The sequence below is a fragment of the Streptomyces fungicidicus genome (genome assembly GCF_003665435.1).
GTDB lineage: Bacteria > Actinomycetota > Actinomycetes > Streptomycetales > Streptomycetaceae > Streptomyces > Streptomyces fungicidicus.
This window is the reverse complement of the sequence record NZ_CP023407.1, coordinates 3,019,604-3,044,020: the sequence shown is the minus strand read 5'-3', so window position 1 is coordinate 3,044,020 and position 24,417 is coordinate 3,019,604. Positions and strand designations below refer to the sequence as shown.

Below are 24,417 nucleotides of genomic sequence, written 5' to 3'. Positions count from 1 at the left end.
TTCAGTCATATTGACACCAATACGATGAAAAGGTCGCGAGGGCACGCGGTCCGCGCGTCAGGAGGGGACCGGCGCCGCCTTCGGCTTCGGCTTCGGCTTCGGCTTGCGGGCCTTGTCCGTCCCCCCGGTGAACGCCTCGTACTCCTTGAGCACGTCCTCCGTCGGCCCGTCCATCAGCAGCTCGCCCCGCTCCAGCCAGAGCACCCGGTCGCAGGTGTCGCGGATCGACTTGTTGTTGTGGCTGACCAGGAACACCGTCCCCGCCCGCCCGCGCAGCTCCCGGATCCGGGCCTCGGAACGCTTCTGGAAGGAGCGGTCGCCGGTGGCCAGCGCCTCGTCGACGAGGAGGACGTCGTGGTCCTTGGCGGCGGCGATGGAGAAGCGCAGCCGGGCCGCCATGCCGGAGGAGTACGTCCGCATCGGCAGGGTGATGAAGTCGCCCTTCTCGTTGATCCCGGAGAAGTCGACGATCTCCTGGTACCGCGCCTTGATCTCCTCGCGGGACATGCCCATGGCGAGCCCGCCGAGGTGGACGTTGCGCTCGCCGGTCAGATCGCGCATCAGCGCCGCGTTGACGCCGAGCAGGGAGGGCTGGCCGTCGGTGTAGATACGGCCGTTCTCCACCGGGAGCAGGCCGGCGACCGCCTTGAGCAGGGTCGACTTGCCCGAGCCGTTGGTGCCGATGAGCCCGATCGCCTCGCCCCGGTACGCCACGAAGGACACGCCCTTCACGGCGTGCACCGTGCGCACACCCGACGCCTTCTCGGTCTGCTCGCGGCGCAGGATGCGGTTGAGGGCGGCGGTGGCGGAGCCACGCCCGGCGCCGGTGCCGTTGACCCGGTAGACGATGTCGACGCGGTCCGCGACGACCGTGGGGATCTTGTTGTCGCCGGTGTCAGCCACGGCCGTACCTCTCCTCAGCCTTCCAGAAGTAGACGAACCCGACCACGCCGGCCAGTACCGCCCAGCCCAGCGCGAACGCCCACACGTGCGGGGGCAGGTAGGAGGTCCCGTAGTCGTCGATCAGCGCGAAGCGCATCAGGTCCATGTAGATCGCCGCAGGGTTCCACTGCAGCACGTCGGCGAGCCAGCCCGGCACGTCCTTGTCGTGCAGCATCGCCGGGATGCTGAACATCACGCCGGACGCGTACATCCAGGTGCGCAGCACGAACGGCATCAGCTGGGCCAGGTCGGGCGTCTTGCTGCCCATCCGCGCGAAGATCAGCGCGAGGCCGGTGTTGAACACGAACTGCAGCAGCAGCGCGGGGATCACCAGCAGCCAGGACAGGCCGGGGTAGCTGCCGAAGGCGATCATCACGACGACGAGCACGGCCATCGAGAACAGCAGCTGCTGGAGCTGCTGGAGCGCGAAGGAGACGGGCAGCGAGGCCCGCGGGAAGTGCAGGGCCCGCACCAGTCCGAGGTTCCCGGAGATCGCCCGCACGCCGGTGAGCACCGAGCTCTGGGTGAAGGTGAACACGAACACGCCCGTCACCAGGAAGGGCACGTAGATCTCGTGCGGGATGCCCCGGCGGGCGTTCAGCAGCAGACCGAAGATGAAGAAGTACACGGCCGCGTTCAGCAGCGGGGTCGCCACCTGCCACAGCTGGCCCAGCTTGGCCTGGCTGTACTGGGCGGTCAGCTTCGCCCGGGAGAAGGCGAGGATGAAGTGCCGCCGTCCCCAGAGCTGGCGGACGTACTCGAAGAGGGACGGCCGGGCGCCGCTGACCGTGAGGCCGTGCCGGGCGGCGAGGGCCGCGAGGTCGCCCTCGGGCGGTATCGGGCCCGTCGGAGCGGGGGGCGGTGTGTGGAGGACCTGACTCACATCCGCTGCTTTCGCTAGGGGGAGGGGGTGGCAACGGTTCGTACGCAGTCGTCACGCGACATCGACGTGACGTGACCCGACTCGTACGGCTCATACGTCGGAACGGCACCGTATCGTCGCGACGCGAGCGTAATCGGAGCGTACGTCGGAACGCAACCGTTCCGTCGTCGCCCTATGCTGGTCGGCATGACGACGAACTCCGACGAGCCCCAGCCGCGTCCGCGCCGCAGGGCCCCCGCCGGGGCCGCCGTACTGAGGGAGGACGTGACGGAGGCCATCCGGGCGGCCGTCCTCGAGGAACTGGCCGCGGCCGGCTACGCGCGGATGTCCATCGAGGGGATCGCGCGCCGCGCGGGCGTCGGCAAGACGGCGGTGTACCGGCGCTGGCGCTCCAAGCAGCACCTGGTCCTCGACCTGGTGTCGGCGATCGCCGTCCAGGGCCTGCCCGCCCCGGACACCGGCTCCCTGGAGGGCGACCTGCGGCTGCTGTACGAGGTCACCTCCCGCGCGCTGCGCCACCCGGTGGCCTCCCAGATCCTCCCCGACCTCCAGGCCGAGGCCGCCCGTAACCCGGACATCGCCGAGGCCCTGCAGAAGGCGCTGCGCGAGGGCCAGGACGGAGTCGCGAAGGGCATCGTCGCGGCGGCGGAGCAGCGCGGTGACCTCCGCCCCGGCGCCGACCACGCCCTGGCCGTCGACCTGATCTCCGGCCCCCTCTACTGGCGCTCGGTGGTCATCCGCAGCCCCCGGCTCCCGAAGGGCTACCTGGACGCCCTGACGCGGGCCACCACGGAGGCCCTGAAGGCCCTGTGAGACCGGCCGGGGCTTGTCGGCGGCCCCTGGGTCCCCCACGAGACGATGGGCGTCCACCGGGTCGTGTCGCTCTGGACCGTCCGGGACGGACGGATCACGCGGTGCCGGGCCGCCGGCTGTCAGGGGCGGGCCGCCGAGGGGTGGAGGCGGAGCCAGCCGGACCAGGCCGAGGTGATCATGGCATCGGTGTCGTGGCGGGCCTTCCAGTTCAGCTCCACGGCCGCGCGGTCGGCCGAGGCGATGACGCGGGCCGGGTCGCCGGGGCGGCGGGGAGAGACCGTGGGCCGGCGGTCGTGACCGGTGAGGGCGTTGACCCGGTCGATCATCTCCCGGACGGAGACGCCCTCGCCGCGGCCGATGTTGAGGGTGAGGTTCCGGCCGGGGGCGGAGCGCAGCGCGCGGGCCGCCGCCACATGGGCCTCGGCCAGGTCGAGGACGTGGATGTAGTCGCGGACGCAGGTGCCGTCGGGGGTCGGGTAGTCGTCGCCGAACACGCGCGGCGGCAGGCCGTCCGTCAGCTTCTCGAAGATCATCGGGATGAGGTTGTGGACGCCCGTGTCGGCGAGGTCCGGGCGGGCCGCGCCGGCCACGTTGAAGTAGCGCAGGCAGGCCGTCGCGAGCCCGGCGGCCGCGCCGGCCGCGCGGACCAGCCACTCGCCGGCCAGCTTGGTCTCGCCGTACGGCGACATGGGCAGGCACGGGGTCTCCTCGGTCACCAGCTTCACGTCCGGCATGCCGTACACCGCCGCCGAGGAGGAGAAGACGAAGGAGCGGACGCCGGCCGAGGCGCCCGCGTCCAGCAGGACGCGCAGGCCCTCGACGTTCTCCCGGTAGTAGTACAGGGGGAGCGACACCGACTCGGCGACCTGCTTCTTCGCCGCCAGGTGGACGATGCCGGTGACCTCGTGGTCCGCGAGGGCGCGCGCCACCCGCTCGCCGTCCAGGGTGGAGCCGGTCACCAGCGGGACCCCGTCCGGCACCCGGCCGGGGAGGCCGGTGGACAGGTCGTCGTACACCACCGCCCGTTCGCCCGCCGCGGTCATCGCCCGCACGACGTGCGCCCCGATGTAACCGGCGCCGCCGGTGATCAACCAGGTCATGGGATGGTCGCCCCCTGTCTGTGGCCCGTGCCCGTCCGGTCCGGAAATGGTCGGTGCTCAGTGAAGCAGGCGCCACAGCCGTGCGCGTAGCACCGGCACGACTCCGCGTACCCCGGTTGCCACACGCAGCGCCAGCGAGCCGGAGTGCGTGGCGTACGGGCGGACCAGCACCACGCCGTGCCGGGGGCTCGGCACCGCGCGGCGGCGCAGCAGGCCCGGCCCGGCGAGGGCGTGCGCCGTGACCCGGCGGCTCGATCCGTCCCGGAAGCGGACCCGCAGCCGCAGGTCCCAGGCGCCGGTGCCGAGCGTGGCGAGCCGGTCCAGCCGTACGGTCGTCCCGGCGACCCAGGTGTGCCCGGGAGCCGCCCGCAGCGGCACGGTACGGCGGACGGCGGTGCCGTCCCGGTCCCGGTGCCGCCACTCCACCTCCACCGACCGCGGTCCCGCCTGCGCCACCCGGCCGTACAGCTCGTGCAGGCGCAGCCGCAGCCGTACGCCGCGTGCGCGGGGGCGCAGTTCCGCGTCCACGGCGAGCGGGAGCAGCGGCGCGGGGCGGGTCAGCAGAGTCTCCAGGGTGATCCCGGGCAGGCCGTCCGACCAGCGGGGCGTGCCGTCCTCCGCGCGGACGTAGGGCGGGCACAGCCGGGCCGGCCGGGCCGCCAGCTCCCGCAGCCGGGGCAGGTCGCACGGCTCGGGGGAGGCCAGCACCACCCGTCCGATCAGCCGGCCGGGGGCGACGGGGTCGCGGGCCCAGTCGGCGGCGTCGTAGTCCGCGAGGAACGCCCGGGTGTGCGCCCACCAGCCGCGCCGGTACTCCTCGTCGCGCAGCGGCAGCTCCCGGACGTACATGCGCAGGTCGTGGTCGAGGAACTTGGCCCGTGCCCTGCGGGCCAGCCGCTTCTGGCCGGCGGCCAGCAGGATCTCGTGGGCGGTGCGGCACGCGTGCGTGCGGGCCCGCCAGTTGTCGACGTCCGCCCGGTCCAGCGAGATCGACAGCCGGCGCGCCGACCGGCGGACGTGCCACACGTACACCGGGTCGGGGACCAGCGCGACGCGCGGCCCCGCGGCCCACACCCGCGCGGTGAACACGAGGTCCTCGTAGGGGAACCGGCCCTCGGGGAAGCGGATGGCGTGCGCGCGCAGGAAGGCGGTGGCGTAGAGCTTGTTGACGCACAGGGTGTCGTGGACCAGGCGCGGGCGCCGCGCCGGGCGGGCGAGCACGGCGGGCGAGGCGTACAGGCCCGGCTCCCAGGGCACCTCGCGCCCCGACGGCAGCTCGCGGCGCACGCACAGTCCGGCGGCGACCTCGGCGTCCGCGCCGGTCGCGGCGGTCAGCAGCGCGTCGGCCGCGCCGGGCGGCAGGACGTCGTCGCTGTCCAGGAACATCACGTACGGCGAGGTCACCGCGGCGAGCCCGGTGTTGCGCGGAGTGCCGCAGCCGCCGCTGTTGACCGGGCGCCGGATCACCCGCAGCCGCGGTTCGCCGGCGGCGAGCCGGTCCAGCAGGGCGGCGCTGCCGTCCGTCGAGCAGTCGTCGACCGCGACGACCTCGCGGACGGCGGGTCCCTGTCCGAGCGCGGAGCGCACGGCGTCGGCCACATGGGCGGCGTCGTTGTGGCCGATGACGACCACGGAGACCTGGGGGTGAGGGGGGTGCATGACGTCCTCGGGGCGCTTTACGGGCTGTTCCTACCCTTTGCCCGGAAAGGGGCGTTCCGTACACGTGCGGCGGGCTACGCGCCTTCCGTCGCCGCCGTGTCCAGCGCCGCGGTGAGCCGGTGCAGCCGGCTGCTCAGTTCGACGATCTCGTCGATCTCGAAGCCGGTCGCGGCCACGATCCGGCGCGGCACCTCCAGGGCCCGCTGCCGCAGCGCGACGCCCTCGGGGGTGGGGCGGACCTCCACCGACCGCTCGTCGCGCGCGCTGCGCTCCCGGCTCACCAGGCCGGCCGCCTCCAGCCGCTTGAGCAGCGGGGACAGCGTGCCGGAGTCCAGCCGCAGATGCTCGCCGAGCCGCTTCACGGGCAGGCCGCCGTGCTCCCACAGCACCAGCATGACCAGGTACTGCGGATAGGTGAGCCCGAGGTCCTTGAGGACCACCCGGTACACGCCGTTGAAGGCGCGGGACGCCGCGTTCAGCGTGAAGCAGATCTGCTGGTCGAGGCGGAGCCAGTCGTCCGCGGCGCCCTGTGGTGGGGGTGGCGCCTGTGCGGCGGGTGGGGGAGTCGGAGTCGGTGTCATGCCTCCAGGATAGCTCTGGTGGGCCATTTAGTTGTGCGCAATTGAGTTGTGTGCTCTACTTGTGGTCGCACGGCGACCGAGGCCACCACCGGCCTGGCCGCGCCACCGACTCGAGAGGGAAGGTCCTTCCATGGACGCGCTCTACACCGCTGTCGCCACCGCCACCCACGGCCGCGAGGGCCGCGCCGTCACCTCCGACGGCAAGCTGGACCTCGGTCTGAGCGCCCCCGTGGAGCTCGGCGGCGACGGCCAGGGCACCAACCCCGAGCAGCTCTTCGCCGCCGGCTACGCGGCCTGCTTCGGCAGTGCCCTCGGTGTGGTCGGCCGGGCGGCGAAGGTCGACGTCAGCGACGCCGCGGTGACCGCCGAGGTCGGCATCGGCAAGCAGGGCGAGGGCTTCGGGCTCGCCGTGACGCTCCGCGTCGAGCTGCCCGACAGCGTGGACGAGGAGACCGGCCGCAAGCTGGTCGAGCAGGCCCACCAGGTCTGCCCCTACTCCAACGCCACCCGCGGCAACATCGACGTCGACCTCGTCATCGAGTAGTCCCCGGCAGCCGCGCCAGCACCTCCCCCGTCCGCCGGCTCCACGCCACCACCACCGCCTCCCCGGGCACCCGCTGCCGGGGCGTCAGCAGCACCCAGCGCGCGTGGTACCGGCGGACCACCGCGGCCCGTTCGGCGCGGCTCGAACCCGGGTCGAGGTAGGCCCGCACATCGGCCGCCCGCCGCAGCCGCTCCTTCTCGTCCAGCGCCGCGTCGGGCCAGGCCGGCGCGGCGAGGTTCGGCCCGTACCCGGCGATCGCGTGGACGGCGTAGTAGCCGTCGGCGATCACCACCTCGCCCGGTCCGATGTGCCGTGCGGCCCACGCGTAGTCCGGCCAGCTCGGCGGCTGCTCGAAACCGGCCGGCACCACCGCCCCGGCCTGCACGGTCAGGAACCCGGCGCACGCCCCCGCCGCCGCGGCCCCGCCCAGGAGCCGCCGCCACACCGGCCACGGCCGGGGCGCCGCCAGCTCCACCGCGAGCGCGAACTGCGGCGCCACCAGCGTGAGCCCGAGGATCCTGCCGTACGTGTAGTGCCCGCTGACCCATCCGTACGTCACCATCAGGCAGTCCAGGACGAACATCAGCACCAGCGGATCACGCCACGAGGTGCGCCGCGCCCGCAGCCACAGCGCCGGTAGCCCCAGCAGCGCCAGCCCGAACTGCCCGCCGAGGTCCAGGTACAGCCGCCGGTGCATCGCGTCCACGCTGTCGTCCCCGGCCAGCGCGAACACGTCGAAGTACGGCCAGCAGGCGGCCGTCAGCAGCGCCACCGCCCCGGTCAGGGCCCACCGGCCCAGGGCGGCGGGCCCCCAGCGCCGCTGCCAGCCGGCGATCAGCGCCACCGCCCCCAGCGCGGCCGCGACCGCCGTGATCGGATGCACCAGCAGGATCAGCCCGTACAGCGCGCCCAGCGCCGCGTACCCCGGCACCGGGCGCAGCCCGCTCGGCCCCACGTACCGCACGGCCCCCGCGTTCCGGGCCAGCGCCCCGGTCAGCGCCCACGCCCAGAAGGCGAGACCGATCGCGAGCGCCGACGGGTAGGCGAGGTTGCCCGTCATCGACATCAGGTTTAGGTAGCCGCTCCACCAGGCCCGCTCCAGCCCCCACAGCAGCGTCATCGCGCCGAGCGCCAGCACCGGCGCCCAGGGGCGCGGGGTCAGCACCCGCACGAAGCGGCCGATCCCGCTCAGCAGCACCAGCAGGTTCAGCGGCCCGGTGAGCCGGAGCACCTCCCAGCCGCCCAGCCCCGTCAGCCGGGCGAACCCGCCCTGCGCCAGCGCGAACGGCGAGTAGTAGGGGCTGCCCGCCCCCGGCAGGTCCGCCATCGGGTGCCGGGGGTGGAGCAGATCGTCCTTGAGGCGCTCGACGACCGCCGCGTGCTGCCCGGCGTCGCAGCACAGCGGCACCCTCCAGTACGCCAGCGACATCACCAGCCAGAACAGGAACCCGAACAGCTGGTACGGGGTGGGGCGCCAGGCCCCGCCGCCGCGCAGCGCCGTGGCACCGCGCACCGTCCGCCGGACGAGGACCGGGGCGCTCATCGGGCGGTGGGGGAGGGGAGCGTGTGAGGCATTTGGCGTATGTTCCCGCCGAGGTCAAGGGGATGACCTCGAGTCACCTCATCGAGTGATCCTGATGGTCCGGGGCGGCCGTCGGCCGCGCCCCCTGCGCCGGCACCGTCGCCCGCCGCGCCAGCGGCTCCAGCAGCAGCGGCACCCCCAGCACCGGCAGCAGCCACGCCGCCGTGATCAGCCGCTCGCCCCAGATGTTGATGTCCGGATGCCCGGCCTGGTTGAGGACCCCCGTGGCGGCCGCCGCGACCAGGAACGCGCCGAACACCGGGCGCCGCCGCGCCCCCATGACACCGGCCGCCAGGAACGCCACGAACACCGGCTCCCACAGCTGCCGGCGCAGCCACTCCGTCCAGAAGTTCCCCTGGAGCTGGAAGAACTCCGCCCACGGCCGCTCCCGGTCGGGGCGGGCGAAGTGATCGGTGAGCAGGTCCTGCACGCTCTCCGACATCGACGGATGGTCCAGCAGCCGGGCCAGCAGCACCGCGCCGAGCGCCCCCGCGCACCCCGTCGCGGCGAGCGCCGCCACCCCGCGCCCCGGCCCCCGTCCCCGCCACCGGCGCCATACGGCGATCACCCCGCCCGCGCCCGCCAGGCACAGCCCGAGGAACAGCGCCTGCGAGTGCTTGACGGTGAACAGTGCGAGCAGCGCCCCGCCCGCCAGCGCCAGACCCGTCCGGGCGCGCCGCCCCTCCAGCACCAGCGCGCAGCCCCACAGCGCGGCCAGCGTCAGCGCCAGCAGCAGCCCCTCGGCCATCGGGCGCATCGCGGTCGTCCCGCACGGCAGGAACAGGAACAGCGCCTGCCCGGTGAGCGCGAGCGGCACGGACACCGCCAGGGCGCGCAGCACCAGGAAGGCGAGCACCCCGCCCGCGCAGGTGACCACCACGCCCGCCGCCCACACCCCCCAGGTCACCCCGAACAGCCCGACGAACGGGGCCAGGAACAGCGGATAGCCGGGCCGCACCTCGAAGATCCGCATGAACCGCTCCGGCATGAACGGCACCGTGTGCCCGCCGGTCTGCCCGGCCCTCAGCCGCGCCTCCACCTGCCGCCACTCCCGCTCCCGGCACTCGCGCACCACCCGCGGTGCGGGGTCCGGGGCGTGGAAGCGGACCACGTCGACGTTCTGCCCGCGGTGCGCGATCGTCGCCCGGCCGGCGCAGAAGTAGTCGATGGTGGCGGACGCCGCCTCCCGCTTGTCCGCACCGGTCAGGCTCAGCGCGTACGACAGGTAGTTCTTGCTGTCGGGGGTGTCCCGGCCAGTCACGTTGGCGAGCTGCAGCAGCGCGAAGACGGCGGCCAGCAGCAGCACCCGGGTGCGCGGCCTCACGACGGGGTCAGCCGGTCGCGGCCGGTGGCCTGGCCGGGCACCCGGGCCGGTCCGGCCGGCCGCTCGGGCATCCGCTCGCCCAGCATCAGCGTCCGCACCACCCGCTCCGCGGCCCGTCCGTCGTCGAACTCGCAGTACCGCTTCCGGAACGCCGACCGCAGCCGCGCCGCCTCCGCGTCCCGCCAGGTCCCCGAGTCGAACAGCCAGGCGAGCTCCGGGTAGGACCGCGCGACATGGCCCGGCGCCTCCGCCGTGATGTCCAGATAGGCGCCCCGGCTCGCCCGGTACGCGGCCCAGTCGTCGGCGTGGATCACGATCGGCCGGTCCAGCACGGCGTAGTCGAACATCAGGGCCGAGTAGTCGGTGACCAGCACGTCGGCGGCGAGCAGCACGTCCCCCGCCTCCGGTTCGTCCGTCGCGTCGACGAGCACGCCCCGCCGGTGCAGCTCCGCGAGGCCCAGTCCGCGCGCCGGCCCGGCGGCCAGCGAGGGGTGCAGCCGGACCACCAGGGTGCGGCCCTCGCCCAGGTCCGCGGCGAACCGGGCGTAGTCGATCCGCTCCACCAGCCCGTCCCTGCGGTAGTCGCGGCGGGTCGGCGCGTACAGCACCACCGTGTCGCCCTCCGGGATGCCGAGCCGCTCGCGGACCGCGCGGCCGCTGTCCGGGCCCGCGCCGGCCAGGGCGTCGTTGCGGGGGCTGCCGGTGCGCACGGAGGTGAAGTGGCAGGGGTACGCCCGCTCCCACACCAGCTCGGAGTGCCGGTTGGCGACCAGGCTGTAGTCCCAGCGGTCGGCCCGGCGCAGCATCCGCGGCACGTCGGTGCCGTGCCGGGCGCCCGGCCGGTCCAGCAGATCGGCGCCCATGTACTTCAGCGGGGTGCCCAGATGGGTGTGGATGTGCACGCTGCCGGGGCGTTTGACCAGCGCCCCGGGCCAGTTGACGTTGTTGACGAAGAAGGTGGCCCGCTCGGTCACCCTGCGGTAGCCCGGCGAGTCCAGGAGCACGTACTCGGTGTCCGGCGGCAGCCCGGCCACCCCCTCCTCGTCGGCCAGCACCCACACGCCCCTGAGGTGCGGGGCGATCTCGCGCGCCGCGCGGTGGACGGCCGCCGGGTCGCCGAGCACGCCCCGGTGCGAGAACGCCGAGTACACGACGAGGCCGGGGTCCAGCGGCCGGTACGGGTTGAGCGAGGACCGGGCCCGGGAGGCCCGCGCCGCTGTCGCCGCACGCGCCTGGGCGGCCCGCCGCCCCAGCTCACGGCCCGCCCGCCCGGCCCCTCGGCGCAGCACGTACCCGGCGTAGCTCCCCTCCAGCACCCGCAGTTCGTCGGGGACCCGGACGCCCTCCGGCCGGTGCGCCCGGAACATCTCGGCCGTGCGGCGGAAGAACTCCGCCTTGTCGGACGGCGGCAGGCGGTCCGGCTTGGCCAGGATGTCGAGACAGTGCTCGCCCATCTTGGCGTGCAGGAAGGGCCGCCAGTGCGCCAGCGCCGGGCGGGCGTCGACGAACCGGAACACCCGCGCGTACTGCTCGTGCACGTCGAAGTGCTTGCGGCTGGTGGTGGACAGGATGCTGCCCCGGCGGCGCTGCCGGTAGTACACGCAGATCCGGTCCAGGGTGGCGACGCGCTCCGCGCTGAGCAGCACCGGGAAGGTCCAGGGCGTGTCCTCGTAGTAGCCGGGCGGGAAGGTGAAGCCCTCCCGCTCGACGAAGTCGCGGCGGTAGACCTTGTTCCACACCACCATCAGCAGATCGAGGATCGCGGGCCGCTCGGCCGCCGTGAACGTGCCGCCGGACGTCTCCGCCAGCAGCGGCGCCAGGACGTTGCGGCGGGTGCCGCCCCACCAGTGGGTGCGGGCGTAGTCGAAGACCAGGACGTCCGGGTCGCCGGTCTCGTCGAGCCGGTCGGCCAGGGCGCGCAGCGCGCCCGGCGTGAGGGTGTCGTCGCTGTCCAGGAAGAACAGGTAGTCGCCCGTCGCGTGCGGCATCCCGGCGTTGCGGGCCCGGCCGAGGCCCACGTTCTCCGGGAGGTGCAGCACCCGGACCCGCTCGTCGCGGGCCGCGTACGCGTCGAGGATCGCCCCGCAGCCGTCCGGGGAGCGGTCGTCGACGGCGATCACCTCGATGTCGCGGTACGACTGCCCGAGCACCGAGTCGAGACAGGCGTGCAGGTACCCCTGCACCTTGTGGACGGGGACGATGACGCTGAAGCGGGGCACTGCGGTGTCAGCTCCTCACCAGGGTGGCGGCGGCCGCGGGGGCGGGGACCCGCTCCGCGAGCGGGATCACGGGCGGCAGCGCCTCGGGCGGCTCGCCGAGCAGCACCCGGCGCACCACCCGTTCGGCGGCCCGCCCGTCGTCGAACGGGCAGAACCGCTCCCGGAAACGGGCCCGCAGCGCGTCCGACTCCGCGTTCGCGTACGAGCCGTCGCGGAACACCCGGGCCAGCTCGTCGGGGGTGCGGGCGACCGGGCCCGGCGGGCCGTCCATCAGGTCGAAGCAGACGCCCCGGGTCTCCCGGTAGACGTCCCAGTCGTCGGCGTACACGACGATCGGACGGTCCAGGTTGGCGTAGTCGAACATGATCGACGAGTAGTCGGTGACCAGCGCGTCGGCGGCCAGGCACACGTCCTCGGAGGAGCGGTGCGCGGTGACGTCGATGACCCGGCCGCCGCCGCTGCGCCCGCCCCGGTCGTAGAAGTAGTGGGCGCGCAGCAGCACCACCACGTCGTCGCCGGCCGCCTCGCAGAACGCCTCCAGGTCGAGGCCGGTCTCGAAGCCGGTGTGGTGGTCGCGGTGCGTCGGCGCGTACAGCACGGCCCGCGCGCCCTCCGGGACGCCCAGCTCCGCGCGGATCCGGGCCACGTCCCCGGCGCCGGCCGTGCAGTACACGTCGTTGCGCGGATAGCCGTACTCCAGGTGCTCGTAGGAGCCGGGGAAGGCGCGCTCCCACACCCGGGTGGAGTGGGGGTTGGAGGAGAGGTTGTAGTCCCAGCGGTCCACCCGGCCGAGCAGTCTGGTGAAGCTGCCGGTCGCGGCGGCCACCACCGGGTACACCGACTGGTCGACGCCCATGGTCTTCAGCGGGGTGCCGTGCTGGGTCTGCAGGTGGACGCTGCCGGGGCGTTTGACCACGCCCTCCGCGAAGTTGGCGTTGTTGACGAGGTACGTCGCGCGGGCCAGCACCTCCCAGTAGCGGCGGCTGCCGACGACCGCGTACTCGACGCCGTCCGGCACGGTGTGCGCGTGCTCGGCCTCCACCAGGAACACCGAGCGGATGTGCGGGGCGAGTTCGCGGGCCTTGGCGTGGATCGCGGCCGGGTTGCAGGCGTAGCCGCGGCCCCAGTACGCGCAGTACACGGCGAGGTGCGGATCGAGCGGGCGGCGCAGCTGGGCCCGGTACCGCAGCCGGGTGCGCAGCCCGCGCGGGCGCGGAAGCAGCGCCGTCGCCCCCGTCACCGCGCGGCGGGCGCCGCGCAGGGCGGCGAACGCCGGGTAGCAGCCGGACGCCAGCAGCCGGTGCTGCACCCCCAGGCTGCCGCCCGGGGGCCGGTACCCGGCCGGGCGGTGCCGGCGGTACAGACGGCCCGCCCGGCGGAAGAAGGCGCGGCGGTCCGACCGGAGCCGCCGCGGATGGGCGGCCGTCTTCAGCACCAGGCCGAAGAGCTGCTCGAACAGCGGCCCCGACCGCTCGGCGGGCAGCCCCTCTCGGGCGGCCCGGGTGAGCACCAGCTCGACCTGGTCGAGGAGTTCGGCGTGGTGGTGCCCGGGCAGGTTCAGCCGGCTGCCCTGCCGGCGCACCAGATGCCGTACGACGACCGACCGCAGCACCGCCACCCGCTCGGCGCCGAGCATCGCCACCGCGCCCCAGCCGACGTCCGTGAAGTGACCGCCGGGGAAGGCGAGGCCCCGCTCGACGGTGAACGCGCGCCGCCAGGCCGCGCTCCACGCCGGAAGGAGCACGCCGGTGAGCCGCGGGGCGCGGCCGGGGGCGAAGACGCCGTCCGGGGCGTCCGCCAGCAGCGGCGCGGCCGGGTTGCCGGGCTCGCCCTCCCACCAGGGCGCCCGCTCGTGTTCGAAGTGCAGCACGTCCACGGGCCCGGTCTCCGTCAGCCGGGCGTCCAGGGCCGCCAGCGCGCCCGGCACCAGGACGTCGTCGCCGTCGAGGAACAGCAGATACGTCCCCGTGGCCGCCCGCATCCCCGCGTTGCGCGCCCCCGCGAGCCCGGCCGACGGCGGCGCGTGCACCGGGGCCACCCTGCAGTCCCGGGCGGCGTGCCCGGCGGCGACGTCGGCCGCGGCGGACCCGGGCGCGTCGCAGACCGGGATCAGCTCGAAGTCGCCGAAGGACTGGGCGAGGACCGAGTCCAGGGCCCGGCCCAGCCGGCCGGCGACCCCGTGCGACGGGACGATGATGCTGAAGCGGGGCATACTCCTCTTTCCGTTGACGGGGTCGGGACGCCCTCAGCGGGCGGGGCGCCGGCCGGGCCGCCCCGCCGGCCGCCAGGTGGGCGGCCGGCTCGGGGTGGGGCGCGACGAACCGTGGGGCATGGGACTCCCTGCGGGGGCAACGGCGTTCAGCCGTGATCGGTGACGGTCAGCAGACCGGCGGGCTGCTGCGGCGGCACCGTCGTGAGCGACGACGGGCCGGACGCGGCGGCGGCCGACGGCACCGGACGGCGTTCGTCCGGCGGGACCACCGGGGGCAGCGCCGTCTCCCCGAGCCAGACCCGGCGCACCACCCGCTCGGCGGCGCGGCCGTCGTCGTGCGGGCAGAACCGGGCGCGGAACTCCGTCCGCAGCCGGGTGGAACGGGCGCCGCACCAGTGGCCGGTGGCGAAGATGTCGATCAGCTCGTCCTCGTCGCCCGCGACCGCGCCCGGTGGGAGGGCCCGCGGGTCGAAGTAGGCGCCGCGGGCCGCCTCGTACGCCTCCCAGTCGTCGACGTACAGCACCACCGGCCGGTCCAGGCCCGCGTAGTCGAACATCAGCGAGGAGTAGTCCGTGACCAGGGCGTCCGAGGCCAGGCACAGCGCCACCGGGTCCGGATGGCCGCTGACGTCCAGGACCCGGTCGGAGGCCGCCTCGAGCGGCCCCGCGCACGGCCGGGGGGCCAGGGACAGCACGACGAACCCGGGGCCGAGACGGCGCACCACGCGCTCCAGGTCGAGTGTCGGCCGCTGGGTGCGCCGGTAGTCGCGGTGGGCCGGCGCGTACAGCAGCGCCACCGACCCCTCGGGGATCCCCAGGGACTCCCGCAGCCGGGCCACGTCCGCCGCGGTCGCCGTGTGGAACCGGTCGGTGCGCGGCCGGCCGTACTCCAGGGTGGTGTAGCGGCCGGGGCACACCCGCTCCCAGGTCAGGGTGGAGTGCCGGTCGGCGGAGACGACGTGGTCCCACTGGTCGACGCCTCGCAGGAACCGCGCGAAGTCGGTCCCGCCGGCCGCGGCGGGACGTTCCAGCAGGTCCAGGCCCTCGTGTCCGAGAGGGGTGCCGCGCCGCGTCTGCACCAGCACCTGCCCCTCGCGCTTGACCAGCCCGGGGACGGCGTCGGCGTCGGTCACCAGGTACGCAGAGCGGGCGAGCGCCGTCCAGTGCGCGGCCGAACCGGGGACCAGGGCGCGCACCCCCGGCGGCACGGTGCCGCGGTGCTCGGGGCGCACCACCCAGGCGGTGCGCATGTGCGGGGCGAGCGCGCGCAGCGCGGACTCCAGGGCGCCCGGGTCCCCGCCGTGACCGTGGTGTCCGTGCACGGTGAAGACGGTCCGGTCGTCGCGCAGCGGGAGCAGTCGCTGGAAGCGGTAGTGCAGGCGCAGGGCGGTGCGGCCCAGGACGCGCAGCAGCCTCCGGGCGAGCCGGGCAGCCCCCCGGCGCAGGGCCGCCGCCAGCCGCAGCGCCTGGTAGGTGCGGTGCAGCCCGAACCGCGTCAGCGTGTGGTGCACACGGGTGCGCGCGGACACGGACGCGCCCGGAGTCCGGTGGCGCCGGTAGTGGGCGCGGGCCCGGCGCAGGAACGCGGCGCGCGAGCCGCGCGGCAGCCGGTCTCGCCGCCCGTACACCGTCACCAGATGGTCGACCATCCGCCGGAACAGCACCGGCCGCCAGCACTCCAGCGCGGGCCGCTCGTCGAGGAAGGCGAAGACCCGGTCGTACTGGTCGAAGACGTCGAAGTGCCGATCGCTGGTGGTGTGCAGGATGCCGCCGGTCCGGCGCTGCCGGTAGTGCACGCACACCCGGTCCAGGGTGGCGATCGACTCCGCAGTCATCAGGACCGGGTACGTCCACGGGGTGTCCTCGTAGTACCCCGGCGGGAAGGCGAACCCCGCGCGCCGCACGAACTCCCGCCGGTACGCCTTGTTCCAGGCCACCATCAGCACGTTCAGCAGCCCCGGCCGGTCCGTCAGCCGGAACGGCGCCGGTCCCCGCTCGGTGAGTTCGGCGGCGGCCCGGTTGCGCACGGACCGGCCCGACCAGTAGGTGCGCGCGTAGTCGTAGACCAGGACGTCCGGCTCGCCGGTCTCCTTCAGCCGGTCGGCGAGGGCGAGCAGCGCGTCGGGCGTGAGGGTGTCGTCGCCGTCCAGGAACACCAGGTAGTCGCCGGTCGCCCGCTCCGTCCCGGCGTTGCGGGCGCCGCCGAGACCGGAGTTGTGCGGCAGGTGCACGGCCCGTACGCGCGGGTCGCGGGCCGCGAACTCGTCGATCACCTCACCGCAGGCGTCCGGCGAGCAGTCGTCGACGGCGATCAGTTCGAGATCGGGATACGACTGCGACAGCACCGACTCCAGGCACTCGTGCAGATACGCCTGAACCTGGTACGCGGGGACAATGACACTGAACCTGGGCAAGGGGCATCCAACGGTCGGTGCGGGCGTTCGGCCCGGCAACGGCCCCTGGGCCGACTTGGTTACGCCCCCTGCGGCATCCGGGGGACGCCCGTCACACGAAGGGGCGGACCCGCGCGGACCCGCCCCTTCGTACATCCGTCCGGCGTCGGCTACTTCACCGCGCCCGCCATCACCCCGGACACGAACTGCCGCTGGAACGCGAAGAACACGACCAGCGGGACCACCATCGAGATGAACGCGCCGGGCGCCAGCACGTCGATGTTGTTGCCGAACTGCCGTACCTGTGTCTGCAGGGCGACCGTGATCGGCTGGCTCCCCGAATCGGTGAAGATCAGCGCGACCAGCATGTCGTTCCACACCCACAGGAACTGGAAGATGCCGAGCGCGGCGATCGCCGGCCCGGCGAGCGGCATCACCACCCGCACGAACAGCCGCAGTTCACCCGCCCCGTCCAGCCGGGCCGCCTCCAGCAGCTCCCTCGGGATCTCCGCGAAGAAGTTCCGCAGCAGGAACACCGCGAACGGCAGACCGAAACCGACGTGGAACAGGACCACACCCGTCAGGGAGCCGAAGACGCCCAGCTTGCCGAAGAGTTCGGCGATCGGGATCAGCGCCACCTGCACCGGCACCACCAGCAGCCCCACCACGGCCAGGAACCACCAGTCCCGGCCCGGGAACTCCATCCAGGCGAAGGCGTACCCGGCGAGCGAGCCGATCACCACCACCAGCACGGTCGCCGGGACGGTGATGTACACCGTGTTCAGCAGCGAGCCGGTGATGTCGTCGTTCTCCAGCAGCGTCTCGTACGCGCCGAAGGTGAGCTGCGACGGCTCGGTGAACACCGTCCACCAGCCGTCGGCGGCCATGTCCTGCGGGGTGCGCAGACTGGCCAGCAGCAGCCCCACCGTGGGGACCAGCCAGAACAGCCCCACGACGATCAGGAACACCCGCACCAGACCGCCGCTCACCCACTCGCTCAGCCGGGAGCCCAGCGACCGTCCGGCCGCGGCGGGCGCCGCGCCCGCCTTCGTGGCGCTCATCGCCTGACCTCCCGCCGCAGCCGCCTCACGTTGAACCACATCACCGGGATCACCAGCAGCAGCAGGAACACCGCGATCGCGCTGGCGACGCCCGGCTGGTCCTCGGAGAAGCCCTTGCGGTACAGCTCCAGCGCGAGGACGTTCGCGTCGTCCTGGGAGGAGCCCGGGGCGATGATGAAGACCAGGTCGAACACCTTCAGCACATTGATCATCAGGGTGACGGTGACGACCGCGAGGACCGGCGCCAGCAGCGGCACCGTGATCCGCCGGAACACCTGCCACTCGTTCGCGCCGTCGACCCGCGCGGCCTCCAGCAGTTCCCGGGGCATCCCCGCGAGCCCGGCCGCGATCAGCACCATCGCGAAGCCCGCCCACATCCAGATGTAAGAGCCGATGATCGCGGGCGTGACCAGCGACGGGCCGAGCCAGTCCAGCCCGTTGTACGGCTCCTGGAAGTTGCTCGCCGGGAGCCGCAGCCGGGCCCCGTCCGCCTCGGCCGACAGCGAGAAGGAGCCGTCGTCGCCCGCCGTGGCCGTCTCCACCACCTCGCCGTCCTTGACGGCCTCGACGCGCATCCCGGCATAGCCCAGTTCGGCGGCGTCGACCTGGTTCAGCGTGCCGACGCCCTTGCCGCGGGTGAAGTCCTGCCAGGTGGTGCCGTTGATCCGGTCGCCGTCCGGCTTCGGCGCGGCGGCCCGCTTCGCCCCGTCCGGCATCAGGTCCGGGGCGACACCGACCAGCGGCAGCGTCACCGTGTCCCCGGCGCTCACCGTCCCCTTGGTGACGAACGCGCCCCCGCCCGCCGGTTCCAGCGGCGACTCACGGCCCGGATGCGCCTTCGGGAACGCCGACGACTGGGCGAAGGTGTCGTGCACCCCCACCCACACCGCGTTCGCGACGCCCTTGTCAGGGTCCTGGTCGTACACCAGGCGGAAGATGATCCCGGCCGCCAGCATCGAGATCGCCATCGGCATGAAGACGACCAGCTTGAACGCCGTGCCCCAGCGCACCCGTTCGGTCAGCACCGCGAAGACCAGGCCGAGCGCGGTCGCCACCGTGGGCGCGAACACCACCCACAGGACGTTGTTCTTCAGGGCGGTGCGGATGCCGTCGTCGGTGAACAGGGACTGGTAGTTGTCGAATCCGGCGAAGCCGTCGCCGGACTGGTCGTAGAAGCTGCGGACGACGGAGTACCCGATCGGGTAGACCACGAGCGCACCGAGCAGGACGAGCGCGGGCAGCAGGAACAGCGCCGCGACCGTTCTCCGGGTGCCGGTGACACTCTTGCGCGACTTGGGAGCGACAGGGGCCGTCCTCGGGGCCCCCGCCGCCGTGTCCGACGCCATCGCCGGTTCAGTTCCCGTACGCCGCGGCCGCGTCGGCCTCCAGTTTCGCCTGCGCGCCGGCGACGTCCTTGGGGTTCTTCAGGAAGTCCTGCAGCGCCTTCCACTCACCCTTGCCGGGTGTGCCGCCGAACGCCTGCGGGGCCTGGTCGGACATGTCGAAACGGAAGTCGTCGCCGGACGCGATCAGCGCCTCGGCGATCTTCTTCTGCACGTCGTTCGGGTACGCCGACGGGTCGATGGCCTTGTTCGGCGAGAGGAAGCCGCCCAGCTTCGCCTGGATCGCCGCCGCGTCCGGCGAGGCCAGGAAGGTGGCCAGCGCCTGCGCCGCCTTCGAGTCCTCCAGGATCACGGCCGCGTCGCCGCCGGACACCACCGGCGCGGTGTCACCGACGGCCGGGAACGGGAACACCTTCGCGTCGGTGCCCACCTCGGCCTTGGTCTCGCCGATGTTGACCTGCACGAAGTCGCCCTCGTAGACCATGCCGGCCTTGGGCTGGTCGCCACCGGTGAAGGTCTGCGTCACGGACGCCGGGAACTCCGTCTGCAGCGCGCCGGACGGGCCGCCCGCGACGTAGTCCTTCTTGCCCCAGACCTCGGCGAGCGTGGTCAGGGCCTCCTTGACGGACGGGTCCGTCCACTTGATCTCGTGCCGGGCGAGCCGGTCGTACTTCTCCGGGCCCGCCTGGGAGAGGTAGATGTTCTCGAACCAGTCGGTGAGCGTCCAGCCGTCGGCGCCGCCGACCGAGAACGGCGTCACACCGGAGTCGTACACCGTCTGCGCGGTGGTGAGCAGTTCGTCCCACGTCTTGGGCTCGGACGCCCCCGCGTTCTCGAAGACCTGGGCGTTGTACCAGATCAGCGACTTGTTGGCGGCCTTGTAGTAGACGCCGTACTGCTTGCCGTCGACCTTGCCGATGTCCTGCCAGCCCTGCGAGTAGTTCTTGCCGAGCTCCTTCGTCGCCCCGGCGCCCAGCGGTTTGGCCCAGCCCTTGTCGACGGCCTGCTTGATGGCGCCCGGCTGCGGCAGCAGCGCCACGTCCGGCGGGGCCCCGCCCGCGATCTTCGAGCCGAGGAAGTTGATGATCGGGTCCTGGGCGGGGACGAAGGTCACCTTGGCGCCGGTGCGCTTCTCGAACTCCGCGAGGACCTGCTTGAAGTTCTTCTGCTCGGCGCCGGTCCACACGGCGGCGACCTCCAGGGTCTCGCCGTCCAGCTTCGGGAGGGTGACGGTGCCGGGGGTCCCGCCGCCCCTGCCCTTGTCGCCGCCCTTGTCCTCGTCGTCGTCGCCGCCTCCGCACGCGGTGAGGGAGACCGCGAGCACACCCGCGGCGAGCAGCGCCGCGGCTCTTCGGGTGCGGGGAGTCGTCACGTAACCGTCGGGCGACCTGGGTATCCGGATGATCCTGCTCGTTCCGCGCATCACTGCCCCGTTCTTCGAACTCGTCGAACGTCGAGCGCTGTCCCGTGCGCACTGGTCTACGCCCGGCCGTCAGGGGTGGCAAGACCACCCCCCACGCCAACCGACCGATCGTGACCCCGTCGTAACCACCCGTCACCACCAACCCCCGCCCTCCACGGACAGCCGACCCTCCGCCCTCCCCCGCCCTCCGCGCGCAGCCGGGCCTCCGCCCTCCCCCTCCCTCCACGGGCAGCCGGCCTTCCGCCCTCCCTCGCCCTCCGCGGGCAGCCGGCCTTCCGCCCTCCCCCGCCCTCCGCGGGCAGCCGGGCTTCCGCACTCCGCGGGCAGTCGTGCCGCTGGGGCGGCACGGGTGGGCGCGACGGCACCCCGCAAGCGCCGGGCCGCGCAACCCACCCCCGCCCAGCTTCAGCCCCAGCACCGGGCACAGGCACAGCCACGTAAAGGCACCGAAGCGCCCGTCACAGCAGTGACGGCACCTCCGCCGCGGACACCTCCCGCGCCGCCCGCTCCAACGCACTCGCCAGCAACGCCAGATCCGTAGGCCCGTTACCGAGCTCCCGCACCTGCCGCCGAGCCGGCGGATCCCCCATCCGGTGCCATTCCAGCGGCACCACCGTCGGCCGCATCGTCGCCGTCCGCGGAATACGGCCGGTCACCCGTCCACCCTGGAACGCCGTCTCCGGCCCGTCCCCCGGACGTGCCAACCGCCCCCGCCCCGGCGCCGGTTCCTCCGGTCCGCCCCCCGGCACCGGCGCGTCCAGCGCCACCCGCAACGACGCCCGCCGCGCGGGCTCCGTCTGCGCCGTCCGGGCGCACGGCCCGGTCGCCGCCACCAGGTGCACACCCAGCCGCTCCCCGTCCCGCGCCACCGCCTCCAGCGCGCGCATCACCGAACCGGCGGCGGGCCGGCCCGGAGCACCGAGCGGCGGTGAGACCAGCGCGTCCAGGTCGTCCACGACCACCACCAGCCGGGGCAGCGGCGGCGCCGCCTCCGTCCTGCGCCGCTCCGCGCCCGGCCGCAGCCGGATCGTCGAACTGGGCGGCCCGTCGAGGTCCCCGTTCTGCTCCCCGCCGGCCGTGCGCTGGGCGACCATGCGGTCCGACAGCTCCCGCCCGGTGTGCCACTCCGCGAAGTCGGACCGGCCCAGCAGCTCCGCGCGCCGCTTCAGCTCGGCGCTCAGGGACTGGGCGAACTCCCGCATCAGCACCGGGTCGTTGGCGGAGAGATGGGTGGTGACGTGCGGGACGTCCGTGCACACGCGCAGTCCTTCGCCGTGCGCGGCGCCCGTCGTGGGCCCGCCCCGGCCGTCGACCAGCACGATCCCCAGCCGGTCGGGACGCTCGGCGGCGGCCAGCGAGGCGACGACCGCCCGCAGCAGTTCCGTACGGCCGCTGCCGGAGGGACCTTCGATCAGCAGGTGCGGTCCGTCGGCGGCGAGGTCGGCGGTGACCGGGCCCCGCGGTCCGGCGCCCAGTATCGCGGTGACGCGTCCGCCGAGCGCCCGGGTGTCGTCGGCGGCGTCCGCCCAGCGGGCCATCAGCGAGGCCGGGGTGGCCCGGGCCAGGCCCAACTCGTCCAGCAGCCGCGCCGACTGGGGCAGCGGCGCCGACACACGCGCGTGCCGTTCGCCGTGGGCGCCGTCCGTGCGCAGCGGGGCGAGCGCCCGCGCGAAGCGCTCGGCCCAGGCGGGGGAGACCGCGTCGACGGTGGCGAGGGTGCCGTGCCCGACCGGCCCGGGGGGTGTGCCGGATCCGGTCCCGGCCACCCGCAGCAGGCGCAGCGTGGTCGCCACGTCCCCGCTGAGCAGGGCGACCGCCCCGCACTGCCGGAACGCAGGCGCCACCGAGCAGGCCGCCTCGTACGTCTCCGTGACCGGGGACGCGGGGGAGGCGGCGGCCGTCTCGGCGAGGCACACCACGTGGATCCCGGCCCGCGGGCCCTCCAGGGCCAGCCGGGCCACCGCCTCACGGACCTCGGCGCTCCCGGGGTCGCCGTCCACGACGACCACGGTGCACGGCCCCTCGTCGGATATCCGGGCGGCCGGGCCCGCGTGGTCGTGGTCGTCCAGCCGGCGCAGCAGTTCCTCGGCGCGGGCCGTGGCCTGCTCGCGGTCGTGCGCGAGGAGCAGCCGGCAGTCCTGGCCGTGCGCCGGGCGTACGTGCGGCAGCCAGCCCAGCCAGGACCACTCGGCGGTGCGCTCCGCGAGGGGACGGGAGGGGTCCGCTGCGAGCAGGACGATCTCCAGGAATTCGGGGGAGTGCAGCGCGGCGAGCTGGGCCAGCACCGCGCGGGCCAGTCCGGCGAGGCGGTCGCGCGGGCCGGCCAGGCCCAGCGCGCCGGCCTCGCGCAGTCCCGAGGTCACCGGTACGGCGGGCAGCAGGCCGGAGCCGTCCGGCGCCGGACGGTCGGCCGTGCCGAGCCGCACCGCGAGCGCCTCCGGATGGCCCGGGCCGCGCTCCCACAGCCGGGGGCCGGGGCCCAGCGCGGTCAGCAGCAGGGTGGCGGGGTCCGGCCAGGTCTCGGGCAGTACGGGGGCGGCGGGCGCCGGCTGTGTCGCGGGCCCTTCCGCGGCCTCCCCGTGCGCGTCCCACGCGTCCGCTGCGTCCCGCTCCTGCCGTCCCCCGGCCAGCCGCCGTGCCCAGGCGCCGATGCCGCCCCGCTTCCGCCCGGCGGGCGGTTCGGGGAAGTCGGTCCCGCGCGGGGGCGTGCCCTTGCGGGAGGAGCCGTGCTCGTACCGTCCGTCACCGGCCGCGCCGTCCGGGGGCGCGCCGCGCAGCGCGCCGGGTGCCTCGTCCCGTGAGGCGCCGTGCGCCGCGCCGCCGCCGACGGGGGCGTGACCGAAGCCGCTGTCGAGCGCGCCGCTTCCCGCGTGCGTCTCGTCACCGGCGGGCCGGGGCTGCGACACCCGCCGCCCCTTGGGCATCCGCGGCACCTCGTCCCCGCGCGCCGCGACCCGCACCGTCCGCCCGCCGCCGGCGTGACCCTGCCGCTCGGCGGCCGGCGCCCCGCCCTGCCCCGGCACCACCGCTTCCCGGCCGGTGTCCGGTCCACCCCGGCCGGGCTCGCGCGCCCCGCCCCCGTCCGCCCCGCCGGGCGTCGTCCGGTCCGCCGTGCCGGGTGTCGTCCAGTCCGCCGTGCCGTAGGCGTGGTGCGTCCGTGCGGACGGCGCCTCCGGCGGTGCGGCGCGCGGGCGCGGAGCATCCCGCGCGGGGACGTCCGCCCCGGCGGCACCGCCGCCTCCGCCCCCCGCCCCCGGCACCCGTACGTACCCCTCGCCGTCCGGCGTGGTCGCAGCCCGGGCGCGCGGTCCCGCCGCCGGGGTCAGGCGCAGGGCCGACTCGCCGATGCGGAGCAGCGAGCCCGGAGCGAGGCGGACCGGGCGGGGGCCCACGCGCCGGCCGTCCAGGGTCGTGCCGTTGGTGGAGCCGAGGTCGGCGACGGAGACGCGGCCGTCGGAGCCGACCGTCACCGCGCAGTGCAGCCGGGAGACGTCCGGGTCGTCGAGCGGCACGTCGGCGTCGGCGGACCGGCCTATGCGGATCTCGCCGCCGTGCAGCAGGTGCACGCCGCCCGCGTCGGGACCGGCGACGACATGCAGCCGGGTCGGGGCCTCGTCCAGCTCGGGATGCGGCTCGGGCTCACCCGGGGCGCCCACGGCCAGCACCGCGCCGTCGATCAGCGGCGGCTCGCCCAGCGTGCAGCGCTGGGCGTCCAGGCGCTGGTCACCGGCGTACAGCACGGGTGTGCCCGAGGAGCCGGGCGCGCCGTCGCCGCCGGAGACCACGGAGGCCAGCGCGGTGGCGACCGCGGCCAGGGCCGTGCCCGCGGGCGCCGTGACCAGCACGTCGCAGCTCGCGGCCCGCTCCCGCGTGGGGGAGGAGGGGCCCAGCGGGTCCACGACGGTCAGCCGGATCTGCATCGCCGTCAGCTGTCCCTTCTGCGCGGGCGCCCGCGACGCGGGGGGACCCAGCCCCACCGCGGTCTCCCCCCGACCACGGCCTTCCCCCACCGCCACACGCGCACGTACGGCCAGTACTGCAGGCATCCTCGCACCTGCCACCGACAACGCGCCCGCCCCCGGGCATCAAATGATCTTGATTGGTCGGCTCTGCCCGCAAAAGTGCCTGACCGGTGACGGGTGAATGATCGATTCGGTTCCACTTGAGATCGGTCATGTCCGGCACGCGGCAACCAACGGACCGAGTGGAGCGTCTTTCCTCCAAACCTTCGAACGTCGAACCGTCGAACAGGAACGGGGGCCGTTGCGTAGGACCCGTATACGTACGACCTGTAGTGGGACCGCGTCGAAGACGACCATCCGGTATCACGCGCGGCGG

The 24,417-nt window shown here is 74.4% G+C and carries 16 protein-coding genes; 2 read left to right on the top strand and 14 right to left on the bottom strand.

The window, feature by feature from the left end; translation table 11 throughout:
• Window positions 1-57: 57 nt before the first annotated feature.
• Together CNQ36_RS13700 and CNQ36_RS13695 are read right to left on the bottom strand one after the other, a co-directional pair.
• On the bottom strand, window positions 58-903 hold the full coding sequence (locus CNQ36_RS13700) for an ABC transporter ATP-binding protein (protein ID WP_121546212.1): 846 nt from the start codon (window positions 901-903) through the stop codon (window positions 58-60).
• A complete protein-coding gene (locus tag CNQ36_RS13695) occupies window positions 896-1,825 on the bottom strand; it encodes an ABC transporter permease (protein ID WP_121546211.1) in 930 nt (309 codons plus the stop codon). Before CNQ36_RS13695 ends, CNQ36_RS13700 begins: the two co-directional genes overlap by 8 nt.
• Before the next feature lie 186 nt (window positions 1,826-2,011).
• Here CNQ36_RS13695 and CNQ36_RS13690 point away from each other — a divergent pair, with 186 nt between their 5' ends.
• Entirely contained in the window at window positions 2,012-2,638 is a 627-nt protein-coding gene (locus CNQ36_RS13690; protein WP_040908681.1) for a TetR/AcrR family transcriptional regulator, read from the top strand.
• Window positions 2,639-2,757: 119 nt separating this feature from the next.
• Here CNQ36_RS13690 and galE read toward each other — a convergent pair whose 3' ends face one another.
• From galE to CNQ36_RS13675, 3 genes are all read right to left on the bottom strand, one after another.
• Window positions 2,758-3,738 (bottom strand): UDP-glucose 4-epimerase GalE, encoded by a 981-nt coding sequence (gene galE, locus CNQ36_RS13685; protein WP_121546210.1) that lies wholly within the window; start codon window positions 3,736-3,738, stop codon window positions 2,758-2,760.
• A 57-nt stretch (window positions 3,739-3,795) separates the two neighbouring features.
• Entirely contained in the window at window positions 3,796-5,397 is a 1,602-nt protein-coding gene (locus CNQ36_RS13680; RefSeq protein ID WP_121546209.1) for a glycosyltransferase family 2 protein, read from the bottom strand.
• A 74-nt stretch (window positions 5,398-5,471) separates the two neighbouring features.
• Window positions 5,472-5,978, bottom strand: a complete 507-nt coding sequence (locus tag CNQ36_RS13675; protein ID WP_121546208.1) for a MarR family winged helix-turn-helix transcriptional regulator — start codon at window positions 5,976-5,978, stop codon at window positions 5,472-5,474.
• 130 nt (window positions 5,979-6,108) lie between these two features.
• On the opposite strand from CNQ36_RS13675, the gene CNQ36_RS13670 reads away from it, so the two are divergent.
• On the top strand, window positions 6,109-6,522 hold the full coding sequence (locus CNQ36_RS13670) for an organic hydroperoxide resistance protein (RefSeq protein ID WP_121546207.1): 414 nt from the start codon (window positions 6,109-6,111) through the stop codon (window positions 6,520-6,522).
• On the opposite strand, the gene CNQ36_RS13665 is transcribed toward CNQ36_RS13670, so the two are convergent.
• From CNQ36_RS13665 to CNQ36_RS13625, 9 genes are all read right to left on the bottom strand, one after another.
• Window positions 6,512-8,065, bottom strand: a complete 1,554-nt coding sequence (locus CNQ36_RS13665) for a hypothetical protein (RefSeq protein ID WP_121546206.1) — start codon at window positions 8,063-8,065, stop codon at window positions 6,512-6,514. The genes CNQ36_RS13670 and CNQ36_RS13665 overlap by 11 nt on opposite strands.
• A 73-nt stretch (window positions 8,066-8,138) precedes the next feature.
• The gene (locus CNQ36_RS13660; RefSeq protein ID WP_121546205.1) at window positions 8,139-9,428 is read right to left on the bottom strand and encodes a hypothetical protein; all 1,290 of its coding nucleotides are present in this window, start codon (window positions 9,426-9,428) and stop codon (window positions 8,139-8,141) included.
• A complete protein-coding gene (locus tag CNQ36_RS13655) occupies window positions 9,425-11,647 on the bottom strand; it encodes a bifunctional glycosyltransferase/CDP-glycerol:glycerophosphate glycerophosphotransferase (protein WP_121546204.1) in 2,223 nt (740 codons plus the stop codon). The genes CNQ36_RS13660 and CNQ36_RS13655 overlap by 4 nt, the downstream gene beginning before the upstream one ends.
• A 7-nt stretch (window positions 11,648-11,654) precedes the next feature.
• Entirely contained in the window at window positions 11,655-13,859 is a 2,205-nt protein-coding gene (locus CNQ36_RS13650; RefSeq protein ID WP_121546203.1) for a CDP-glycerol glycerophosphotransferase family protein, read from the bottom strand.
• Between the two features lie 146 nt (window positions 13,860-14,005).
• Entirely contained in the window at window positions 14,006-16,273 is a 2,268-nt protein-coding gene (locus tag CNQ36_RS13645; RefSeq protein ID WP_163013263.1) for a bifunctional glycosyltransferase/CDP-glycerol:glycerophosphate glycerophosphotransferase, read from the bottom strand.
• A 149-nt stretch (window positions 16,274-16,422) separates the two neighbouring features.
• Window positions 16,423-17,313 (bottom strand): carbohydrate ABC transporter permease, encoded by an 891-nt coding sequence (locus tag CNQ36_RS13640; RefSeq protein WP_121546201.1) that lies wholly within the window; start codon window positions 17,311-17,313, stop codon window positions 16,423-16,425.
• Window positions 17,310-18,659: a carbohydrate ABC transporter permease gene (locus CNQ36_RS13635; RefSeq protein WP_163013262.1), complete on the bottom strand. Its 1,350-nt coding sequence runs from the start codon at window positions 18,657-18,659 to the stop codon at window positions 17,310-17,312. Before CNQ36_RS13635 ends, CNQ36_RS13640 begins: the two co-directional genes overlap by 4 nt.
• A 7-nt stretch (window positions 18,660-18,666) precedes the next feature.
• A complete protein-coding gene (locus CNQ36_RS13630) occupies window positions 18,667-20,079 on the bottom strand; it encodes an ABC transporter substrate-binding protein (protein WP_163013261.1) in 1,413 nt (470 codons plus the stop codon).
• Window positions 20,080-20,537: 458 nt separating this feature from the next.
• Window positions 20,538-23,999 carry an FHA domain-containing protein gene (locus CNQ36_RS13625; protein ID WP_121548450.1) on the bottom strand — a complete coding sequence of 1,154 codons (3,462 nt, stop codon included), beginning with the start codon at window positions 23,997-23,999 and terminating at the stop codon, window positions 20,538-20,540.
• Window positions 24,000-24,417: the final 418 nt, after the last annotated feature.